Source organism: Candidatus Pyrohabitans sp. (genome assembly GCF_054014795.1).
Genome location: NZ_JBPMGE010000052.1, coordinates 12,903 through 34,650, shown reverse-complemented (window position 1 = coordinate 34,650; position 21,748 = coordinate 12,903). Strand labels below are relative to the sequence as shown.

General features: G+C 44.0%; 21 protein-coding genes and 1 tRNA gene. 10 read left to right on the top strand and 12 right to left on the bottom strand.

Annotation, left to right across the window (positions count from 1 at the left end):
* On the bottom strand, positions 1-340 hold a 340-nt coding region (locus tag ACXJJW_RS05835; protein ID WP_503417199.1), incomplete at its 3' end, for a beta/alpha barrel domain-containing protein.
* A 206-nt stretch (positions 341-546) separates the two neighbouring features.
* Between ACXJJW_RS05835 and ACXJJW_RS05830 the strand changes: the two genes are divergently transcribed.
* Entirely contained in the window at positions 547-717 is a 171-nt protein-coding gene (locus ACXJJW_RS05830; RefSeq protein ID WP_456474797.1) for a hypothetical protein, read from the top strand.
* On the top strand, positions 705-1,274 hold the full coding sequence (locus ACXJJW_RS05825) for a DUF6036 family nucleotidyltransferase (protein WP_456474796.1): 570 nt from the start codon (positions 705-707) through the stop codon (positions 1,272-1,274). The genes ACXJJW_RS05830 and ACXJJW_RS05825 overlap by 13 nt, the downstream gene beginning before the upstream one ends.
* Before the next feature lie 66 nt (positions 1,275-1,340).
* Here ACXJJW_RS05825 and pyrI read toward each other — a convergent pair whose 3' ends face one another.
* Entirely contained in the window at positions 1,341-1,802 is a 462-nt protein-coding gene (gene pyrI / locus ACXJJW_RS05820; protein ID WP_456474795.1) for an aspartate carbamoyltransferase regulatory subunit, read from the bottom strand.
* Positions 1,802-2,719, bottom strand: coding sequence for an aspartate carbamoyltransferase (gene pyrB / locus ACXJJW_RS05815; RefSeq protein WP_456474794.1), 918 nt, complete (start codon positions 2,717-2,719; stop codon positions 1,802-1,804). The genes pyrI and pyrB overlap by 1 nt, the downstream gene beginning before the upstream one ends.
* Before the next feature lie 81 nt (positions 2,720-2,800).
* On the opposite strand from pyrB, the gene ACXJJW_RS05810 reads away from it, so the two are divergent.
* On the top strand, positions 2,801-3,511 hold the full coding sequence (locus ACXJJW_RS05810) for a cytochrome c biogenesis CcdA family protein (RefSeq protein ID WP_456474793.1): 711 nt from the start codon (positions 2,801-2,803) through the stop codon (positions 3,509-3,511).
* Between the two features lie 12 nt (positions 3,512-3,523).
* On the opposite strand, the gene ACXJJW_RS05805 is transcribed toward ACXJJW_RS05810, so the two are convergent.
* From ACXJJW_RS05805 to ACXJJW_RS05785, 5 genes are all read right to left on the bottom strand, one after another.
* The gene (locus tag ACXJJW_RS05805) at positions 3,524-3,754 is read right to left on the bottom strand and encodes a hypothetical protein (RefSeq protein ID WP_456474792.1); all 231 of its coding nucleotides are present in this window, start codon (positions 3,752-3,754) and stop codon (positions 3,524-3,526) included.
* Between the two features lie 334 nt (positions 3,755-4,088).
* Positions 4,089-6,275 carry a PAS domain S-box protein gene (locus tag ACXJJW_RS05800; RefSeq protein WP_456474791.1) on the bottom strand — a complete coding sequence of 729 codons (2,187 nt, stop codon included), beginning with the start codon at positions 6,273-6,275 and terminating at the stop codon, positions 4,089-4,091.
* Entirely contained in the window at positions 6,272-7,210 is a 939-nt protein-coding gene (locus tag ACXJJW_RS05795) for a putative sulfate exporter family transporter (RefSeq protein WP_456474790.1), read from the bottom strand. Before ACXJJW_RS05795 ends, ACXJJW_RS05800 begins: the two co-directional genes overlap by 4 nt.
* Before the next feature lie 137 nt (positions 7,211-7,347).
* Entirely contained in the window at positions 7,348-7,629 is a 282-nt protein-coding gene (locus ACXJJW_RS05790) for a type II toxin-antitoxin system RelE family toxin (protein ID WP_456474789.1), read from the bottom strand.
* A 634-nt stretch (positions 7,630-8,263) separates the two neighbouring features.
* Positions 8,264-9,034, bottom strand: a complete 771-nt coding sequence (locus tag ACXJJW_RS05785) for a hypothetical protein (protein WP_456474788.1) — start codon at positions 9,032-9,034, stop codon at positions 8,264-8,266.
* Positions 9,035-9,337: 303 nt separating this feature from the next.
* Here ACXJJW_RS05785 and ACXJJW_RS05780 point away from each other — a divergent pair, with 303 nt between their 5' ends.
* From ACXJJW_RS05780 to ACXJJW_RS05760, 5 genes are all read left to right on the top strand, one after another.
* Positions 9,338-10,333: a hypothetical protein gene (locus tag ACXJJW_RS05780; protein ID WP_456474787.1), complete on the top strand. Its 996-nt coding sequence runs from the start codon at positions 9,338-9,340 to the stop codon at positions 10,331-10,333.
* 197 nt (positions 10,334-10,530) lie between these two features.
* Complete coding sequence (locus ACXJJW_RS05775; protein ID WP_456474786.1) at positions 10,531-13,554, top strand: Eco57I restriction-modification methylase domain-containing protein; 3,024 nt, start codon at positions 10,531-10,533, stop codon at positions 13,552-13,554.
* Positions 13,555-13,653: 99 nt separating this feature from the next.
* Positions 13,654-14,124, top strand: coding sequence for a Panacea domain-containing protein (locus tag ACXJJW_RS05770; protein WP_456474785.1), 471 nt, complete (start codon positions 13,654-13,656; stop codon positions 14,122-14,124).
* 10 nt (positions 14,125-14,134) lie between these two features.
* Positions 14,135-15,331, top strand: a complete 1,197-nt coding sequence (locus ACXJJW_RS05765; protein ID WP_456474784.1) for a hypothetical protein — start codon at positions 14,135-14,137, stop codon at positions 15,329-15,331.
* Positions 15,321-15,719: a protein NO VEIN domain-containing protein gene (locus tag ACXJJW_RS05760; RefSeq protein ID WP_456474783.1), complete on the top strand. Its 399-nt coding sequence runs from the start codon at positions 15,321-15,323 to the stop codon at positions 15,717-15,719. Before ACXJJW_RS05765 ends, ACXJJW_RS05760 begins: the two co-directional genes overlap by 11 nt.
* 239 nt (positions 15,720-15,958) lie before the next feature.
* Here ACXJJW_RS05760 and ACXJJW_RS05755 read toward each other — a convergent pair.
* Together ACXJJW_RS05755 and ACXJJW_RS05750 are read right to left on the bottom strand one after the other, a co-directional pair.
* A tRNA-Thr gene (locus ACXJJW_RS05755) sits at positions 15,959-16,032 on the bottom strand.
* Between the two features lie 268 nt (positions 16,033-16,300).
* On the bottom strand, positions 16,301-17,518 hold the full coding sequence (locus ACXJJW_RS05750; RefSeq protein ID WP_456474799.1) for an ABC transporter permease: 1,218 nt from the start codon (positions 17,516-17,518) through the stop codon (positions 16,301-16,303).
* A gap of 91 nt (positions 17,519-17,609) precedes the next feature.
* Here ACXJJW_RS05750 and ACXJJW_RS05745 point away from each other — a divergent pair, with 91 nt between their 5' ends.
* The gene (locus ACXJJW_RS05745) at positions 17,610-17,981 is read left to right on the top strand and encodes a copper chaperone PCu(A)C (RefSeq protein ID WP_456474782.1); all 372 of its coding nucleotides are present in this window, start codon (positions 17,610-17,612) and stop codon (positions 17,979-17,981) included.
* Here ACXJJW_RS05745 and ACXJJW_RS05740 read toward each other — a convergent pair whose 3' ends face one another.
* On the bottom strand, positions 17,982-18,680 hold the full coding sequence (locus ACXJJW_RS05740; protein ID WP_456474781.1) for an ABC transporter ATP-binding protein: 699 nt from the start codon (positions 18,678-18,680) through the stop codon (positions 17,982-17,984).
* Positions 18,681-19,898 (bottom strand): ABC transporter permease, encoded by a 1,218-nt coding sequence (locus tag ACXJJW_RS05735; protein ID WP_456474780.1) that lies wholly within the window; start codon positions 19,896-19,898, stop codon positions 18,681-18,683.
* A gap of 411 nt (positions 19,899-20,309) precedes the next feature.
* Here ACXJJW_RS05735 and ACXJJW_RS05730 point away from each other — a divergent pair, with 411 nt between their 5' ends.
* A complete protein-coding gene (locus ACXJJW_RS05730; RefSeq protein ID WP_456474779.1) occupies positions 20,310-21,746 on the top strand; it encodes a YeeE/YedE family protein in 1,437 nt (478 codons plus the stop codon).
* Positions 21,747-21,748 lie beyond the last annotated feature (2 nt).

Sequence of the window (21,748 nt, the reverse complement as noted above, 5' to 3'; positions counted from 1 at the left end):
CGTGTATACTAACCGCATCTGCACCCAGCTTGAGCGCCTCCTCAACAGTAGCAACAAGAACCTTGTGGTTGGGGTCAGGAGAAAGGGAGGTGCTCCCGCTAAGATGCATTATTAAGCCGATGTCACGGCCATAACCGCGGTGACCGTGCTTTATTATGCCCTTGTGGAGAAGCACCGCATTCGCCCCGCCTTCGGCGACACTGTTCACCGCCGCCGGCATGTCTATTAAGCCTGCAATTGGTCCTGAGCTAACACCGTGGTCCATGGGCACGATTATCGTCTTCCGCGTCTCGCGGTTTATTATCCTCTCAAGTCTAACGCGCTTGCCTGTTTCGCTCATATAGATCACCTCATGCTATTTGTTAGCATGCCACATAGTGGCATGAGCAGATATATAAAAGTTGCGGTGCTTGCTGAAATAAATGCGGGAGCGGTTTGGCAGAGAGGGATGCCACAAGAATTTTATTTAGGTGCAACAATCTAATATTAGGTATATTAGGGGAAGAAACAAGCAGGGCGAGAGATGTTTAGAAAAGCGGGAGAAAAATGTTGACTGAGGAAATTAGTGAGTTCAGGAAGCGTGCAAGGGAGCAGCGGGAGAGGGAGTGGATACGCGACGCCCTCCTCCTCAGAGGCAGAACTCCTGAGGATACCATAAAGACGATGTTTGACCTCATAAAATTTACTGAGAGGCTTCATAGAAAATGCGAACCCTAGAAGAAGTGGTAAATGAAATTGTTAAAATTCTGGAGAACCTTGAAATTGATTACGTAATTGTGGGAGGAATAGCTGTATCCGGATGGGGGAATATAAGAACCACCAGAGATGTGGACATAATAATCAATCTGGAAGGAAAAGATATCAAAAGGCTGGTAGAAGCTTTAAAAGAGAGGGATTTCAGCGTAACGGTAGAGGATATAAAGGATGCCCTGAAAGAGAAGACCCACTTCACAATTTTTGATTTAAAATCAGAATATCACATAGATGCCAAGGGTGTCTACGGGATAAGAGAGAAGAGAAGCCTTGAAACAAAAAAACCAATAGTGCTGGAAGGGACTAAAATTTACATAGCCTCTCCCGAGGATACCATCGCCAACAAGCTCCTCTTTGGCAGCGAACAGGATATCCGTGATGCTATGAGCATTTATGTCAGGCAGATGGGAAAGCTGGATATGGATTACCTGGAGGAGGTATGCAAGGAGATGGGGGTGTTGGATGAGCTGCAAAAGCTCAGGCGCAGGGTTGAAGAAGCTCTGAAGGAAGGAGACCATTAAACCCGGCGCTGCTTGCCGCTGTTGTCTATCTTTGCGTGTCTCCCCACAAACTTCGGGTTGAGTTCGCTAGAACTGCCTAACTATATCACTCTCGCTCATCACACGCTCGCAGTAGTGGCAGCGGAGCTTTATGGGTTCCTTCTTCTCCACATGGAATTTGGTTTTAACAGGCTCGAAATGGGTTATGCAGTTGGGGTTGGCACACTTCAGCACGCCTTCAAGGCTCGCTGGAATTGAGACCTCCTTCTTCTCCACAACCTGGTAGTCGCGTATTATATTTATTGTCGCCTTGGGAGCGATGAGGGCGACCTTGTCAACCTCCTCACTGTGAAGCTCCTTCCCCTCCACCTTCACTATGTCCTTTAGTCCCGCCTTCCGGGAGGGCACGTTTATTGCGACGGTTACCGTGGTCTTTGGAAACTCGCGTGTTATTCCTATTATTTTAAGCACATTGAGTGCCTGTCCTGCGGTTATGTGGTCTATGACAGTGCCGTCTTTGATTTTTCTCACCCGTATGTCCTTCTCCATCACTCAACCCCCAGCACAAGCGCCAGCAGAGCCATCCTCACAGGTAGACCGTTGCGTACCTGATGGAAGTAGCGCGCATGTTTTGTGAGGTCAACCTCTGGTGCGATTTCGTCTATTCTTGGCAGAGGGTGCATCACTATTAAATCTTCATTTGCAGATTTAAGGGTCTCCGGTGTTATCTTGTAAGCGCCCTTCACCTTCTCATATTCCTCCGGATCCGGAAAACGTTCCTTCTGTATCCTGGTAACATAGAGCACCTCTGCTTTGCCTATCGCCTCTTCCAGGTTGGAGGTCTCCCTTACCTCTGCTCCAATCTCACGCAGGTCTGCCAGCACCTCTGGCGGCATCTCAAGCCCGGAGGGCGAGACCAGAATCAAACTTGCACCGAATACCGCCAGGGCATGTGCGAGTGAGTGCACAGTCCGCCCGTACTTGAGGTCCCCTACAATGGCTGCCCTGACATCAAGCCTCCCCTTCTCCTTGTATATTGTGTAGAGGTCGAGAAGCGTCTGTGTTGGATGCTGGTTAGAGCCATCACCGGCGTTTATCACCGGCACATCACTTACCTCTGCGGCAAGGCGAGCGGCACCCTCGCGGGGATGACGCACCACTATGATATCTGCGTAGCATGCAACTGTTTTTATGGTGTCTGTAAGGTTTTCACCTTTGGCAACTGAGGCGGTACCCGTCTTTGAGAAACCTATAACCCTGCCTCCAAGGCGCTTCATCGCTGCCTCGAAGCTGAGTCTGGTCCTGGTACTCGGTTCAAAGAACAGGCAGGCGAGGGTGTGGCCTTCAAGCAGGTTTAAGTTACCCCCAAGCCTGGCCTCCATCCTCTCAGCACTCCCGAGGATGTACTCAATCTCCTCTTTGGAGAGGTCGCGTGTTGAAATTATGTCCCTGCCCTTGAAATCCATACTATACCCTAGTATCTATTGCATCCAGATTTTTAAAGGTTTTTGCTTCCGGTAGTTTGAAGTGATAGAAAGGTGCTCTAGATGGAACTGGTGCTTATCTCCTTTCTTGCAGGAATATTGAGCATAACCTCGCCCTGCGTCTTCCCTCTTGTGCCCGTGGTGATGGCAGGCAGCACCGGCTCAAAACTGCGCCCCCTTTTAATTGTCGCCGGGATGAGTATAACCTTCACCGCTATGGGCGTGCTAACCTCTATTTTCAGAGAAGCTATGGGCCCAGTGGCGGAAGGGCTGCGCATGCTTGGAATCTTTCTGATAATACTCATGGGCGCAATTCTGGTTAGTGAGAAGCTGAACAGCTACTTTGTAATTTATTCAACTCTGCTCCTCAGCAGGCTGAACCTTACAAGCTTTACGACGGCGCGGAGAGAAGGCTACCTGGGAGCACTTCTCCTCGGACTATCCCTTGGCATAGTCTGGATACCCTGCGTCGGACCTGTGCTCGGTCCGGTGCTTATGCTGATGACAAGCGATATGCTCACAGGCGGAATCTCCCTCTTTGCATACTCCATAGGTATGGGAATACCCATGCTCTCCATTGCCTACCTGGGCAAGTTCGCAACCAGCAGGTTTGTCGGCATCAGCAGGTACAGCGGTTATGCCAAGAAAATCGCTGGCTGGGTGCTGATAATCGCTGGTATAGCCTTCCTCTTTAACATTGACCGCATACTTCAGTTGATGCTTGTCCCCTACGTGCCTGAGTTTGAGAGCAGGCTAGCAGAGTACATGCGCTGATATTTGAGGCCGCTACTTTTTTAAAATCCAGAGGTTGATGGTAGGCCCTCTTTTATCCTTTAGAATCACCTCAGCGTCCAGGTGAATTGCAACGTCCTCCACCATCCGCTCCTGACACCTTGAAGCTTTTACGTGGAGCACATCTCCACTTTTTGCCTTTTTTATGTTAGATATAATCACTGCTGCAGGTGGGCAGAAGGTTCTTTTGAGCACTATGATCTTATGGGCGGGTATATGCTTCATTACACATCGACTCCGGGGAATGCACACAAAAGCGTCGCAGAGTACAGGCGTTTACTTCCTCTTGCATCTGTAGAGCCTGCTAAATTGGACATGAGTACTCTGTTTTCGTTTTCCATAACCAGAAAGCTTGAGCAAATCTTCCCACACTGCCCACCAGTCATCTGTTTTCCATAGTTTGTTCCACTCCCTATCGACTTGGGCACTCATATCTCTGTTGCTCACAGCCTATACCTCCTCGCTAAGTCATCTGTCGAGGATTAAGAAGATAAGAGGATGACAGTTTGCTTATCTATATCGTCAAAAAAAGTGTCAGATATGTTCAAATGCCAGCCCTCTAGTAGAAGAGCTCTCTCCCCTCCTCAGTCACTTCCATTAATCTGAGTCTGCCCACCTTTACCACCCTTATAAATCCCTTCCCCTCCAGGTATCTTATACGTTTTTTTGCAGTATTTCTGGCGACACTAAACTTCTGAGTAATTTCCTTGATGGACGGCTTCTTACCAATTCTGTTCTGCATGTAAACATATCTCAAAATCTCATACACCTCCGGAGGCAGGTCGTGCTGTTTTGGCTTTATTGTGCCACACTCCTTTTTCAGGAGCTTTATCTGCCTCGGGGTTAGGATCTCCGGGTCTACAGAGAGCAGTAGCACACCCTTTTTTAGGAAGTAGAAGGCCTCTTTCATCCTCTGAACAAATTCAAATACCCTTTTAAAGCTGTTTTTGAGGAGAATATAGTCCAGCTCCAGAAGTACCGCGTTGTTCCAGTTGGGGAGGTTCATTATCGCGGATTCTATCTCTGAAATATCTGGCGAAAGGGTATCTTTTCCTTTCTTCTCAGAAAGCCAGAAATAGGTGGCATTATGCACATTTACCTCGTCTGGAAGTCTCCTTGTTATTATTGTTCCAGCATAGCCGCATTTAACCATATCGCAGAATACATCCTTTGCCAGCTCGGGTACAGGTTCTTCGATCAGGTAAATTTTACCTCTGCTCACATCATACTTCAGAATCCTCTTCAGCATCCCCTCCTCAGCCTTCACCTTGGAAGTGATGTCTCTCGCTATCACCGAAAAGCCGGATGGTCTGCCGCCATCATCCAGTATTGGCGAGATTGTCACATCCACATCTATTATTTCGCCGTCTCTACTAAGCCTTCTGGTCTCGTAGGAGATAAACTTCACACCCTCCATTATCTTTAGTATGAGAAAAGAGGTCTCGTTTTTAATTTCTTCTGGCAGCAGTATGTCTGTGGACATGCCAATAGCTTCCTCTTTTTCCCAGCCGAACATCTTCTCGGCAGTTTTATTCCAGCTTGTGATAATACCGTCCATATTGACTGAATATATCGCATCGTTAGAGTATTCAACAATATTCGCAAAGTATTTCAGCACCTTCTGGGATTTCAACAGTTCTCTGGTTTTCTCCTCCAGTTGCCTGTATGCCTTTTTGAGTTCTTCCTCAGCCTCCTTGCGCTTGGTTATATCCCTCATCATTGCAACAAACCCTATCAGCTCCCCCCTGGGGTTGTAAATGGTGGTAAGCGTCTGGTCCACCAGCACCTTCCTTCCATCTTTCGCGAGCCTTATGGTTTCTATATCTCTGGCGTAACCATTGAGGATTGCCATCTTCAGATTCTCACCACACAAATCCCAGAGCTCCTCAGGCATTATTGTTTGTATTGGCTTTCCTATAACCTCAGACTCCCTGTAACCAAACATCATCTCAGCTCCCTTATTCCAGGAGACTATCTGTCCCTGCAGGTCAAGGGATATTATGGCATCAACAGAGTGCTCAGTAATGCCCGCCAGGTAGGCCAATCTCTCCTCAGCCTTCTTTCTTGCCGTGATATCCCTGCTGACAGCCCTGTAACCCTTCAGGTTTCCCTCCTCATCAAAAAAGGGTCTGCCGCTGGTTTCGAGGACAACAAGCTGCCCGTCTCTCGTCCTGAACACATTCTCCTGTCCTGAGAATGATGTCTGCTTTTCCCTTATGATTTCGATTTTTTTTCTGGCCACCTCTTTCTCCTCTTCAGGCATAAAATCGAAGGGTTTTCGACCAAGAACTTCCTCAGGGCCATAACCAAGAATTTCTTTAACCTTTGGACTGGAGTAGGTATATCTCCAGTTTTCATCCACCTCAAATACCCAGTCGTTTATGTCCTCAATGAGGTGTCTGTACCTCTCCTCGCTCCTCTTCAGCATCTCCCTCTGCCTTGTTAGCTCTCCTGCCATATGATTAAAAGCGATAGCAAGGTCCTGGAACTCATCGCTTGTGTTTATCTCCACATAGGCATTGCCATCCTTCATGATGTTCTCAAATCCCCTTTTCAGCCTTTCAAGGGGCTCAGTTATACTGCCTGCGACAAAGAGAGATATCCCCAGAATGATTATCAGCATATAGAGAAAATAGGCAGGGCTAAATCCACCTGGCGTGGCGAAGCTGACTGTAAAAAGAGCCAGAGACAGCAAGGAAAATAAAACAGAAATAATAACTATCTTGAAAAATATGGGCATTCTCATAATACCCACCTCATGATAATAAGGAACAGGGCTACAGAACTGAACCATCCCATATAGGCTGCGAGGAGTGGGCTAAGACGCATATTCTGGACGTCTCTTATATTGACTGAGAATCCTATGGAAGCCAGGGTGATGGAAAAGGCTATGGTGGACAGGGGCTCGAGCATCCTGACAATCTCCCATGGGAGAATAAAATTGGTGAAAGAGGCTACAAGGAGGAAGATAACCACATACCAGGGAATATAAAACCTGTGCTCCGCATAGATAAAGGAGATTAAGAGAGCTACGAGAGCTATCATGGCTATGCGTATCCCCTTCACCGCAAGTCCATCCAGAAGGACCTCATCGCCGAAGGGTTTGGAGGCTATCACCACAAGTCCCGTCTGATGGAGTGTTGCTCCGCTCATAAAGGCATAGACCTTGGAGGTCATCCCAAAAATGTAGCCCAGAAATGGATAGAGCAGTGCTCCTGTTAACCCAACCACTGTTATTATAACAATGGCGGCTGAAAACTCCTCCTTTTTGGATTTGATTATAGGCGAGAGGATAGCTATTGCTGATACACCGCATATGGCTGTGCCGCATGCGAGAAGTAGTGCAAGCTTCTCCCTCACCCTGAAAATCTTTGCAAACCAAAAAACAGCAAAACCCATAAGCGTCGCTGAAAGGAAGATCAGGAGTATCATCTGGGCAGGAAAATCCCAGAGAAGAGGAAGCCTGATATTTACGCCGTAGAGTATTATGCCCACAGGGAGGGTTACAACCAGAGATTTTTCTGCGATGGCTTTGACTTCCTTATTTTGGATAATGCTGCCGAAGGCTATGCCGAAGATAAGTGCAATAAATAGGGCGTTGATGGCAGGATAAAGACTGCTTATAACATAGGCTGCGGCCCCCGAAGAGGCAATCAAGACATAGCCCAGCACTTTGTTCATCTTCTGGCTCCTTTTTGAGGCCCGCCACATTCAGCTTCTCTTCAACATAAGTTTAGCTGACTTTTAATAAAAATTTTGGGTTGCCGCAGAGCCGAAGAACACCCTAAAGCGTTAATCAGTATGAGAGGGCTGCAGCTTTACATCATGCCATATTCTTTGTGAGCTTTTTCTATGGTCATAACCTTCAGGATTCTCACTTCCTTCTCTTCATCGTAAACCCTGTAGAAAGTGGTGAAGGTCCTGCCTATGTGCAGCCTGTACTCTCCCTTATATATGAGCTTTTCCTTGTCTCCTTTGCCAAATCCCGGGTAGGGTTTTCTCCAAGCTTTTAAGGTTCTCTTTACTATCCTTTGTTTTTTCTCCGGAAGGCTGTTGACATATTCTAGAGCCTCTCTATCGATTAGAACTCTGTATGCCATTTATTCCAACTCTACAAAGTCTGCAGGATGCCCAGATATTCAATTGGAAAATTACTCATTGGGCCATACTTCAGCTGCTTTTGGATCTATTGGACCTTTTGTTAATCCAAAAAGCTCTTCCGTAACGTTGGTCTATCAGTCATTAGCTTTTCGAACAGGTGAATCACTGCAATGAAAAAATAAGTCTTTTAGGTTAACAAATTTATGAATCATCCGGCATAAGGTTAAGGATTCTAATCAAAACTTTTAAATATAAGTAAAACTAAATGATATGTTTACAAAAAGTTCAGAGAATACTAAGATTTCTAACCCTATAAGGGTTAAGGGTACTAGGGGGACAGCGTTTGGGGAAAACATCCAGTTAGGATGAAAGCAAGAGGTGTAAATATGGGAGAAGAAAGGAAGAATGAGAAAAACTTCTTTCCCACACTTAAGGAGGTTTTTCTCTTTACCTATATATAAGTTTTTCCTTTTTTCTCCACACCTCGGCTGGAGTAAATAGGTGGTTGTATGCCAGATAATTTAAGGAAAAAGGGTCCACGAGACAGAGCAAGAAAAAGCAAACAGCCATGGGAAAAAAGATACAAACGCAAGCCAGGGCGCAAAAAAAAGCGGTAGGTTTGTAAATGCCCGGCTACTCAATAATGTAGTCGGGTCTATATCCATTTTGATCTGACTTTTTCCCCTTCAATATCGTCCTTATTTTTGTTCTTTTCAAGCGGTCCATTTTCATTTCTATTGAATCAGGGCTTACATCAATTAAAATGATTCCCAATTCATTACAAACCTCTTCGATGATCTGGTTAACCTGATTAGTTATCAGCACGAGTCGTAAATTTCTGATTTTCTTCCTCAGTTCAAAGGCTTTTTTGTAATAAAGGAGTTGACCAATGGCCATCCTTGTGTCGCTTGAATAACTGATCTCAATAAGATAAAGAGTCCCGTTTTCATCTATGAGAACTACGTCTACGTTATACCAAGGCCCCTTATAAGGCTTCATAATTCTAGATGGGAAAAACAAATCTGGTCTATTTTTTAGAATGGCTTCAATTTCCTCATGGAAAAGGACACCATACTTTGAGACCTTTCGGATAGTTTCTGGGTCCATATTAAGTTTTAGTTCCCGTCGGATTCTATCTCCTAAGTGTGCTGTTCGCCAAGAAAGATCATATTCTTTTGCAATTTTGTAAGCTTTTATTCGCTCTTCAATAGTTACTCCTTTAGGGTCTTCAAAATTTCTTACTTCGCTCATCGAAGGATATGCAGAAACTTCGTCTTCTGTTATACCAGCGTCCAAAAGTTTCTTTATTAAATCAGACTTACTTCTGGCAGATACGCCAAATTTTGCCCCAAGTTCCCTTAAATCCCTGATATGAAGATCTTCTAAAATCTTCTGGAGTGTCATTGGATACTCATAAGGGATTTATCCTTAATATATGATTCGGCAATTTCGTCTGTTCAAAATTCAGATTAAGTCCAATACCAGAATTCACTAACAGTTAAGCCATCAACCCCTGTAGGTGGTCAGTATTTGAGAGAGTGAGCAGGGCTGATGAAAGTAATTTGACCAAGCATCAAAAGAGTTATATAAATTTGCAGAATAAGTCTTTTTTATCAAGTGACGGAAATTGTAAAACAGGGGAAAACTATTAAATAGCTTTGTAAACATTATTGAAATATTTAATGTTTAGGAGGAGTGGAGATAAAAATGCAGACCACACTTCCAGGAAAAAATCCTTTTAGGGGTAATTTGTTCTCACAGCATTTTCTAATAAATAGACTGCCTCATGATTCATATTGGGTAAAAATTGAGGAGGACTCCCAAAGAGCTTTCGAGGAGATAAAGGAACTCTACTTCCGTTATAGGGATACTATTGACAGATGGGATGAAGACCAGCTTGAGGAGGATTTTTTAAAACCTATTCTCAGAATTCTCGCCCATGTTTATGATGTCCAGCCTCGAGTTATATCTGATAAAGGTATTGATTATAAACCTGATTATGCATTATTTGAGACCCTAGAAAAGAAAGAACTGGCGAAAGAATTCAGAAGTGCCAAAGATTCAGATACTTACTTTAAAATGGCTAGCGGAATAGCCGAGGCTAAGAAATGGGATGTTCCCCTGGATGGAGGTCGAAAAGAAAATCCTGCAGTTCAGATAAAGAAGTATCTTAAGATAACAGAGATCCCCTGGGGGGTCCTGACAAATGGGAAGCTGTGGAGAATCTACTCAAAAAAAGTTGGGTTTTCGTCAAATTTATATTATGAAGTAAATCTTCCATACCTGTTGGAACATGATGATAAAGAAGGATTTAAGTATTTCTACGGGTTCTTCAGTCATGAGGCATTCAAACAGGACGGAGAAGTGTCCTTCCTTGATAGGGTTTATGAAGAAAGCATTAAATTCTCAAAGGAGCTGGAAGACGATGTAAGAAACAATGTTTACGAGGCTCTCAAACTTATTGCCGACGGTTTTATTCAAAAAAATCCTTCATTAAAAAACGATTTGGAATATGTAAGAATAAATACTCTTATTTTCCTGTATCGATTGCTTTTTGTATTCTATGCCGAAGCCAGAGGTTTACTGCCACTTGATAATGAGATATACAAGAGCTACAGCCTCCAAAGCATAAGGGATGTGATTGCAGAAAAAAAGATAAGGGTGAAACGATTGCCCCTATTGTTACCTACTGGTACAGGTTAAAACAGCTTTTTGACCTTCTCGACAGTGGGAGTAAAGAAGTAATCGGGAAAGAGTACGATTTCATACCCCCTTATAATGGCGGGTTATTTAAGAAAGACCTCCATCCATTCTTCGAGAATAATGAACTTCAGGATAACTATCTAGCAGAAGCTATAGAACTCCTATCAAGACGAAAGGGTGAAGGTGGAAAAGGATATGTGGATTATTCCTCACTCAGCATAAGACATCTGGGGTCAATATATGAGGGTCTTCTTGAATATAAACTGAAATTTGCAGAAGAAAACCTGGTAGTTGAGTCAAAAAAAGGTAAAGAAATTTATAGAAAAGCTAAAAAAGGAGAGCCCCCGAAAGTCTATAAGGACGACATTTACTTGGTAACTGACAAAGGGGAGCGCAAGGCGACTGGCTCTTACTACACTCCAGATTATATTGTAAAGTACATTGTCGAGAATACAATAGGTCCAATAGTGGACGAGAGAATAGAAAAAGCAAAGAGAGAGGGGAAGGATGTTGTGGAAGAATTACTGAGTATTAAAATCCTTGACCCTGCCATGGGCTCTGGACACTTCCTTGTAGAAGCCACAAATTTTCTATCTAATAGAATAATCGAATATATGCAGGACAGCGGAGAATATGAGGAGATTCCAGAGCTCAACGAAATGAAACGCAGGGTAGTGGAGAGGTGCATTTATGGCGTTGATTTGAATCCCCTTGCCGTGGAGCTTGCCAAGGTCTCCCTCTGGTTGGATACTGTATCTAAAAATAAAGCCCTGTCGTTCCTTGATCACCACCTCCAGTGTGGCAACTCCTTGATTGGTGCTTTCTTCAATGACATCTCTGCAGCTCTGCCAAAAGCAGGGAAAAAGAAAAGCAAAAGGAAAAAGAAACATACACCATCTGAAGCCCAGGCCACTATTTTCAGTACAGCTTTCAATGCTTTGGCACGGCAGATGATAAGAAGAAGAATGGAGATTGAAAGGCTACCGTCAGACACTGTTGATGATATAAAAAAGAAGGAAGAGCTCCTTGCAGAAGCGGAGCAGTTGAGGCAGAGATTTAAAGAAGTTCTCGACATCTACACAAGCCAGTACTTTGGGAATGAAGTTCCGACTGTTGAATTCAATAATTTGATAATTTCAATTAATGCAGATGATTCCACCTGGAAAGAGTTTAAGGAAAGGGAATGGTTCAAAAAAGCAATGCAAATCTCCAGTGAGAAGCGATTTTTCAACTGGGAGATACGATTCCCTGAGATATTTTTTGATGAGTATGGAAGTGTGAAGGATAATCCAGGTTTTGATGCAGTGATTGGGAATCCGCCTTATGTTAGACAAGAATTAATCGTAAAAGACAAGTCTTATTTAGAAGAAATTTATGAAGTTTATTTAGGTAGAGCAGACATATACGAATACTTCATTGAAAGAGGCTTGAATCTAATAAAAAATCATGGGTTATTGTCTTTTATAACTTCTAAGAAATTCATGAATGTAAGTTATGGTGAACCTCTGAGAAAATTAATTGTTAAGGAAACCAAAATTTGCGAGATTGTTGATTTTGGTGATTTACCTGTTTTTGGTAATGAGGTTATTGCCTACCCATGTATCATAATTTTGAAAAAGCCTCTTGATACTAATGAAAATGAGTTTCTCTATACCAAAATTAAGTCACTGGATTTTGATTCTTTGAAAAGTGTCATTGATGGAAAAGGAATAAAAATTCTGCAAAAAGGATTAGGAGTGGGCAAAGAGTGGGTGTTTCATGGTAAAGAGGTACTTGATCTTCAACGGAAAATTGAAAGGATTAGCAAACCACTAATTGATATAAGCGGAGAGCCACTTGTTGGTATAAAAACAGGATTAAATGATGTATTCGTCACTGATAATAATGGGGTAAAAAATATTACCAAAGGCTCAAAAAAAGAAATGATGCTATTTAAAAAATTTATTTTTGGAAAATCAATTAAAAGATATGATATTTCCCCATCTGAAAAATACTTATTATTTCCATATGAGAGGGGTGATGATGAGATTCTTAGAGTAGTTGATTTAGACGAATATCCTAATATCAAGAATTATTTAGAGTCGTTTAAATCGGAGGTAATTTCAAGAGCTATAATTAAAGAGAAAGCTCCAAAAGGGGAGATGAAATGGTATGAGTTGCAACAAATAAATAAGAATATCTCCTTTGAAAAGCCTAAGATAATTTATCCGGACATATCAGATACATCGAATTTCGCACTTGATACCTCTGGCTCTTTAATAGATATGACTGCCTTTATCATAGAGTCAGGTGACCCCTATATCTTATCATTATTAAATTCAAAATTACTCACTTGGCTTTTAGGGTTACACTGTGTAAGAGCTAGAGGGGACTATCTGAGATTTAAAACACAATATGTTTCTCGCCTCCCAATTCGCTGCGTCAACTTCACAACTCCAGAGGATGAAAGAACCAAACTCGTCTCAGAACTTAAAGGATTATACGCAGAGTTGAACTTCCCAGAAATTCTGTCAAAAGTTGAATCCTACCTACCTAAAGATACTGAGGGCAACTTCATAACAGAAAAGGAGAAATCCGATGTTGTTCACGATTTTCTCGCCTTCCTTGCAGAGCAAATGATAAAAATGAAGAAGCAAGAGCACAAGCTACAGGGCGCTCTCGACCTATTCAAATATCTCTCTCCCGATGAAGATGTAAATGCTTTCTCAAGCCTATTCAAAGAGGAAATTAAATATGCCAGACCGCTAAATAAGGAAATTCTTGAAAGGAACCATGACATTACCAGCTTAAGACTCAAGAAAGAGGGTGAAGAATGGGTACTTGAAGCAGAACTCAAATTGAGAGACGAGGAGGACAACTTCGTCAAAGAAGGAAACAGAATAAAATATGAATGGGCTGAGATTTACGCCTTTGATATGGATGATAATAAGGCAGGATTTTACAGAGCAGTATTTGATAACCTCAAGGGTTTTAATAATGCCAGAATACCTGGGGGTAAAACTAAATCTGTAAAAAACAAGTTATTTAGAGCAAATATCCCAGTTTTTGAGGAAAGAAAATCAAGTAATATCAAACCATACCTTGAACTCGAAGAAGAGTTAAAGCTACTGGAAGATAAAATACAGAAGACAGACGACCTCATTGATCAGATTGTCTACAGATTATATGGACTTACAGATGATGAGATAAAGATAGTTGAAAATGCAGTTAGGGAAATATGATGTTAAAATCCAAAATCAGTTTTCCACCGCTCTCGCGTAAGACATTTATAGCAAATACTTTATATAGCATAAGGAGTATATAATAGGAGGAGGATCAAAATGACCATTGAAAATAAGAAACTTAAGATGGTCATTTACTATCTTGTAAGCGAATTAAAAAGATTCCGTTATCCGCTTACCAGGACAAAGCTGGTAAAACTCCTTTTCATAATTGATTATATAGCAAAAAATGGAAAGAGAATGGGGATAGGTAAGACCATCACAGGTATCAAATACTATTATTACCATCATGGTCCATTTTCAAGAAAAATACCCAGTGCAATACAGGACATGCAGGGAAAGGAAATAATTGAAATGGACATTGGCGATCCTGATGAATTTGCATCTCATTATGTTTACAAGCTCGGAAAGATGCCACGTTTTAAGCCAGAGTTTGAGCAGAAAGAGAAAGAAATCATTGATTTTGTCATAAGGAAATATGGGTATTATTCACTCGATTCTATTTTAAAACTTGTTTATAATGTCCCTGAAATGAAAAAGGCAAAACCTCTGGATATAATTTTAAAGTGAGGGTGGCAGGGTGGAGTTTGAACCTTCACCATCAACATTTGAAGACCTTAAAGCATATTTAATAGACAAAAAATTGATAGAGATCGAAGGTGATCAATTTAGAATATCTGATGAGGAAAGACTTAAAGATTTAGGTTTTGGAATATTTCTTTCTTTTTTCTATAGCAACATTCATAGCAATATTCCCCCAAAAAAAGCATGGCAATTTGTTAAACTTGATGTAAATCATGTACTTTTCATAAGGAGCAAGGAGAAAAATCTTGTTAAAATACATAATTCGCACTATATAGACGACCCTTTTCGTGGTATGCCGACAGGAAACCTAAACTGTAACCTATGTCCAATAAAACACTGGATGCTTTACAACCTCTGCGTACTTGAAACAGAGGAGGAAGTTAAAAATCTCATAGTAAGCGAAATAGAAGACTTCATGAGTAGAGATATGGAGAGATGTTATGATTGCAGGAGAGATATAATCAGATGGCTAAAAGAAAAAATAGTGACTAAAGAGGTATATGGAAAGCTTTTAGGAGGCGATGTTTGTCTATTGGATGTAAAGTCTGATTTCTTTAAATTTTTTTATTCTACGTTTCCTGAAAAAATAGAGTCTTATAAAGAAGACTCAAAAATAGACAAAGAAGTTAATTTGGAAGAGCCTGTATTGGCAGAGACAAAGGGAGGGGAAGTGGTTAAAGATGAGCTCGGTAAATTAGACCCTATTGAAGTTTTATTTAATTCCTTCCTTGTTATGTATCTTGCGGGAAAAACTGGTTATCCGATAATAGGTGCAAACGCCAAGATGAGAAAACCATTTGAAGCCCACGAGCTGGATGGATATCTCTGGGACCCTGAAAAAAAGAGACTCATTGTAATAGAGACATCTCGTGAGATGAGAATCGACAGGAATCATTTAAAACACAAGATATACAATTCAGTACTGATGGACTTACTTGAGCATTCAACCTATAATTATATCTATATCACCCTTGGAAATAAAAGTAGAGATTTCAGGGAAAATACAGGCCATGTCAAGCTGGTTAAAAACTTAAAGGGGCAATATAATGTTCCATTTACTATAATTGACCTTCCTCAAAAATATGATAGAGCTAAGAAAAATTTTGATTCAAAACTCTTAAAAGAGATTTATAACCATTACATAACTTCTATTGAAAAACAATTGAAATTGGGGAGTAAAAATGCCACCTGAACCAGACTTTCAACCAGGAGACAAAGTCAAAGTCGAAGGTCATGAGGGGATTGCTGAGGTAATAAAAATAGAACCAATGGGGAAGCAGTACAATGTAAGACTGTATTTTGAAGATTCTGGAAAAGAAGAGGTAAGGTATATAGAAGTTAAGGGTCTTGTGAGTGAGGGAACTATTGAGTTAACGGAAAATGAGTGGTTCAAGGTACACAAAATAGGAGAAGATTACTGGCTCTATATAGTTAGCAACGCATTAGATTCAGAAAATAGAGTATTGAACATGATTCAAGATCCTGCTTCAAAGTTTAGAGAAGAAGATTTATTGAAAAAGATCAGATTTAGAGTAGAAATCGCAAATTGGAATGATATTGCTGGCAAAGTTAGAATATAAATGCTCGCTACCAATAAATGAGTGTAATTGAAACATAAAAATCGAGACACTAACCCCTACTTTTCCCTGCTTTCTCCATATCCCTGATGGATTCCAGCAGTTTAAGCGCTTCATACTTGTATTGTATTCTTTGCCTTCTTCGGACCACTTGACAGCAATGCTGTCATCTATATGGTTTGACCAAGAGCTCGGGAAAAATAAAAACGTTTTAACTTTGGGGTTTTAACCATATGATTAAAAGCCTCGGGCGGGGTTTGAACCCGCGGCCTTCTGCTTACCAAGCAGACGCTCCACCAGGCTGAGCTACCGAGGCGTTAAAAGCAGTTGACGAAAATGCAAATAAGGACTACATAAAAAGTTATTGAAAGGAAGAAGGAGGTCGCCCAGGAAGTGGGCAAAGCCTTTGACTCTGGCAATAGCAATTAGCCTGCCAGAAATGGAGTTCCTGGGCGGTATTACCTCTCCATAATAACTTATAAACCTTTCCCTGAATTCTGTGGTTATTCATAAAAATACACAATTAATAATTAACCTTTAGTCTGTATATAATATTATTACAAAAGTTTTAATTTATAATATCGCTATTCACCGTATCTGATAGCTGCATAGGGTTCCTCCCTCGCCGCGCTCAGTGCAGGATATAGAGCGCCGAAGAATGCCAGAAGCACCGCCGAGAGCAGCGCAGCTAAGGCAATGAGGAGCAGCGTCTCGAAGTTGGGCCAGAAGAAGGGGATAAGGAGCCTCTCAAATGACCCGGCAACCTCCCCCCTGAAGGCGAGGAATATCGCAGTGCCTGTGCTCAGCCCCAGGGTGGCTCCCATGAGGGCGAGAAAACTTGCCTCGTAAAGCATCAGCCTTGTCAAATCACCCCTCTTTGCGCCAATAGCGCGGAGAAGCCCAAACTCACGGCGACGCTCCCCCGCTATTGTGGCGAAGGTGGCTGAAATCATCAGCAGGTTGGCCAGCCAGAGGAGGGCTGAGATGGCTATCAGCGAGGAAAAAAGTGCAACAGCCTGCGACTTTGCATTCGCTGCCATAGAGCTACTCATCACAACACTCGTTCCCGGAACCCTGTGTTCAATCTCGCGAGCAATCCGCGCGGGTGAAGCGTCTCTATCAACCTGAACCAGCACCGCTGAAATTGTACCCAGCTTAAGCGTGAGATTTGCCACCCGCGGATTGCTCACACTTTCCTCAGCCAGAGAGTAGGCCAGCTCCATGGGGATAAAGATCGTAGAGTCAAAATAGCGAAGTCCTGTCCTGTGGAGCCTTGCATACACCACATACCAGTGCCCGTAGAGGTACATTGAGAAGTTCTCATAGGCAGGAATCCCTCCACCTATAACCACATACTCCTGGGGCGGGGATGGAAGCTTCGACTCTATCCATGGGGTTACAGTAAAATCGCTCTCTGGGTCGTAGGCAATGAGCAGTGTCTCCATGACCTCGCAGCATATTAAATAGGAGGAGGTCTGCAGAAATATCTGGGGCGATGCCCTGGCAACGCCCTCAATCCCCCTTATCTTCTCAACCACCTCAGAATCCATATAAAAGCTGGAGGGTTCGCCTCCCAGCAGCACAGCGCTTGCCTTCTTCTCATAACCGGAGGGCACAACCACCAGGTCGGCACCCAGACGCGCGACGGCGCTCTCCAGACCCTGCTCAACACTCTTTAGAATGATAATACTGGAGAACAGAGAGGCTGTTGCAATTGCGATTGCGAGTATTAGCGCCAGACTTCTGAACCGCCGGCGCGACAGATTTTTAAACGCCAGCTTAGCCACGCTTGGTCTGCTCATGGTCACTCGAAGCTCCGATTTTGGTTTCTCAGCAATTTTTAAGTATCAGCATTCAGACAATTATTAAATGATGTTAAACATGAGGTTGCTGTTGCCATTTTTTGTATTGGTTCTTCTCTCCGCCTGCGTTGCAAACCCGGAGATAAGTGTCGAGGGGGCCTATGCGGTTAAGGAGGGCGATGTCTATGCGGTGTTCATGGGGATTATAAACTCTGGCAAGGGCGATGACTACCTCACAGGTGCCAGAGTTGTGGGCCACGAGGAGGCAAGGGTTGAGATTCATAGTGCCACCATGCAGCGTCTTGAGAGGTTGCCCATACCGCGAGGTGAGGTGGTGCGCCTGGCCCCGGGGGAGAAGCACATAATGATTTTTAACCTCAAGGGCCAGGTTGATGAACTGGAAATAGTCTTAAGTTTTGAAAGGAGTGGTGAGATAAGAACCACCGCGAAGGTCAGGAAGTAGCTACTCATGAGGGCGGCGGTCATGCTCCTCTCCCCCAACTATGCAGCCCTTTTCCATCCTCAGGGTTATGTCTGTGCGCTCTGTTAACTCGGGGTTGTGTGTGACCATAACAAAGGTCTTCCCGAAGTCACGATTTATCCTGAGGAAGAGCTCCATCACCTCCTCTTCTGTCTCATGGTCAAGGTCGCCGGTTGGCTCGTCCGCAAGTATTATGTCGGGGTCGTTGATTAAGGCACGTGCAATGGCAACGCGCCTCTGCTCCCCCCCGCTGAGCTGTGAAGGCGTGCTGTATATTCTGTGCTCGAGCCCTACAAGCTCCAGGAGTTCCCTTGCCCGCACTTCAATGTCGCCCATCGAAGCCCTGCTGAAGGCTACGGGAAGCATAACATTCTCAATAGCATTCAGCGTTGGAATCAGGCTTGAAAACTGGAACATGAAACCTATTTTCTTATTTCTGAGCTCTGAAAGCTTTTCGTCGGTCAGCTTCCATATGTCTGTGCCGTCTATGTACACCGTGCCGTGGGTTGGTCTTGTAAGCCCGCCTATAAGTGAGAGGAGTGTGGTCTTCCCGCTGCCCGAGTGCCCCACGATGCTCACAAACTTTCCGCGCTCTACTTCGAGATTCACCCCTCTAACAGCCTCTATTACCTGATCCCCTATTCTGTAGGTCTTGCACAGGTGCTCCGTCTTTATGATCATTCACTCACCTGTCCTTATTGCGTTATACGGGTCCAGCTTTGCTGAGGTATATGCCGGATAAAGTGCACCTATTAGCCCCATGGCAAGCGCTGAGATGAGTGTGAAAGCAGAAATCAAAAGTACACGGGTTACTGAGGGCCAGATGTAGGGGATGTTGAGTGCTGAGAAGGAGCCTGTAACCATACCTTTGTACGCATAGAAAAGCACGCCTCCCGCCGTAACGCCCAGAAGGCCGCCCAGAGCGGTTAGGAATGCCGCCTCGGCGAGGATCAGCCTGAACACATGCCTGCGGTTGGCGCCGACGGCACGAAGTATACCAAGCTCCTTTCTGCGTTCGCTCACTATGGTTGTGAATATCGCTCCCACCATAAGTGTGTTCGCCACCCAGAGCACAGCCACGAGGATGGTAAGACTGCCGAAGAGAGTTGCCATCTGCGCCCTGACGGTGTGGAGCACGCGGGGCATTGGAATGGCAATTATTCCGGGAATACGTCCCTCTATCCTGACCTCAAGCACATCCGGAGACACATCCTTTTCCGCCTTGACCAGCACCACTGAGATCTGTCCTCTCTCTATCTCCAGGGGTGCAACGTTCTCCCTCGTCCTGCTTTTCTCGGCGATCTCATAGAGGGTTTCTATCGGCACGAAGAGGGAGCGGTCAAAGTAGTTTATACCGCTCCGCCTCAGCTTGCCCCATACAGTCAGCTCGTGACCATGCACATAGGTTTTGAACCCGGGCAGCGCTGCAAGGGAGTAGCCGAGTATGGCATCGTCCTCCCCGAGTTCCCTTTCTAACGACTCACCCACCCACTTCATCACAGTGAAATCGGTATTCGGGTCGAAGCCTATCAGGAAGGCCTTCTGGAAGCCGCAGCACGGGAAGGCGGCGGTCTCGGCAAACACCTGCACAGAGGTCTGCGCAACTCCTGGCACCTCTTTAACCTCCTTCTCAACGCTGCGCGGCATATAGAACTTGTTGGGTTCGCCTGCGAGAAGAGAGGCACGGGCCTGGGCCTCGTAGCCCACAGGTACCACCATAACATCAGCGCCCAGCATGCTTGTACTTATCTCCGCTCCCCTGCTCACGCTTTCCATCATCAAAACGCTCGCAAATAAGGCACCAGAGGCTATCGTCACGGCAAGAATGAGCGCAAGGCTTCTGAACCACTTCCGCTTGAGGTTGCGCCTTGCTACATAAAATAGGTCTATCTTCCCCATGCTATTTTATAATTAAGATGTTTACTTATAAAGATTTATCTGTAAATATTGTATCTTAAAAGTTATAGGGTGATATTTTTCATTCAAATAAATTGATAGGCGATGGGCAAGGATGTATTTCAATACCTGCATATTTTATAGACAGAAAAACAAAAATGCCTATAAGTTGTGTAAATGAGAGATAGTTTTACTTTTTAATTATCCAGAACTTGGTGACAGAACCCTCCCTCTCCCTCTTAACTATCTCTGCTCTAAAACACTTCCAACAGGCCGGACATCTTATTTATCCAGATGTTTAAATATTTTCCCTTTTATACTACTATATACAGAGTAATCACAATTTTTGAGTTTTACGAAAGTGGTGGGAACCAAATTTCGAGCATGTGGAAATCACTTTCGAAAAATATAAATATGGGTATGTGTCACATAACCCGTGATGCTTACAAGCTTAAGGAGGAAAGGATGAATATGGCGGATGATGCCGATAGAAAAAGGAAATTCTGGGCTTTTTCTGTAGTGGGTATAATGTTGATAATAAGCCTGTGGTACTATAGTGTGAACCCGATTTACATGTACATAATAGCCTACGCTTGGTTCGGCTTCGCCTATGGCATACTGTTGCAGTGGGGCAGGTTCTGCTTCGCATCAGCGTGGCGTGACCTATTTGCGATCGGTGTAACAAGGATGTTCGTGGGCATAATGGTTGCCATGGGTGTATTCAGTGTCATTATGGCGGTGCTTGCGGCAAACCAGCTTAGCACATTCCATCCAGGACCTCTCGGTATACATGAACTCATTGGTGGCCTCATATTCGGTCTGGGCATGGTTATTGCTGGTGGCTGTGCCTCTGGCACGCTGTACAAATCCGGTGAGGGTAACGGTACATCGATGCTCGCCCTGGTTGCGATATCCTTCTCCCAAGCGATATTTGTGGATGCACAGGGCTGGTTCGACAAGATTCTCAAGGCTTACATATTCCCGCAGCCAAAGTTTACACTGGCAGATAAATTCTTTGGTAAGGGTACCAGTCTTGGAGAATACTTTATAGCCGATTCGATTATCAACACCATAATACCAACACTGATATTCCTCAGCTTTGCGTACTGGTTTGTTGCCAGGAAGGGCATTGTCAGGCGCATAATCGAGAAGAAGGCCGCTGCCATGCCTGCAAACGGCGGAAATGTGAAGCTGACCTTCAAGGATGAGCTCTACGGCTTCTGGCAGATGATAACCGCTTCCAAGAGGACAACACTGGCAGGTGTACTTATCGGTATAATCGCAGGTGTTCACGTCATGGCAATGCAGAGCCTCAGGGACAAATTTGGAATAGAGAACTTCGGCCAGGCGCTGGTAAAGCTCGGCTTCGTTGATGAGGTTTCAAGGAGAGGCACAGTCTTCGATCCCGGCTACTGGTACATAACCACGCAGGAAGCGCAGGTTGGTGCCTGGGTGCTGGAGAAGTTCGGATTTAACATGAAGGACAACATATACTTCGGTATGATGAATGGCATACCAGAGCCATGGCACAACCCTGCCCTGCTCATGTCCGTAGGAATAGTCCTGGGTGCTGCGGCAATAGCCCTGCTCAACAAGGAGTTCAAGTTCAAGGCTCCAACAAGAGAGCTTGCGGTATGGGCCATCCTTGGTGGTACACTTATGGGTATCGGCGCGCGTGTAGCGCTGGGCTGCAACATAGGTGCCTTCTATATCCGCGTTGCTGGTGGCGACCCGGGAGGCTGGCTCTTCTTCCTTGGCATGGGCGGCGGTGCTCTTGCAAGTGTGAAGTTCCTCAACTGGTGGACTGAGCGTTCACTTAAAGGAGAAGATTTTGATATTGAGATAGAATGAAC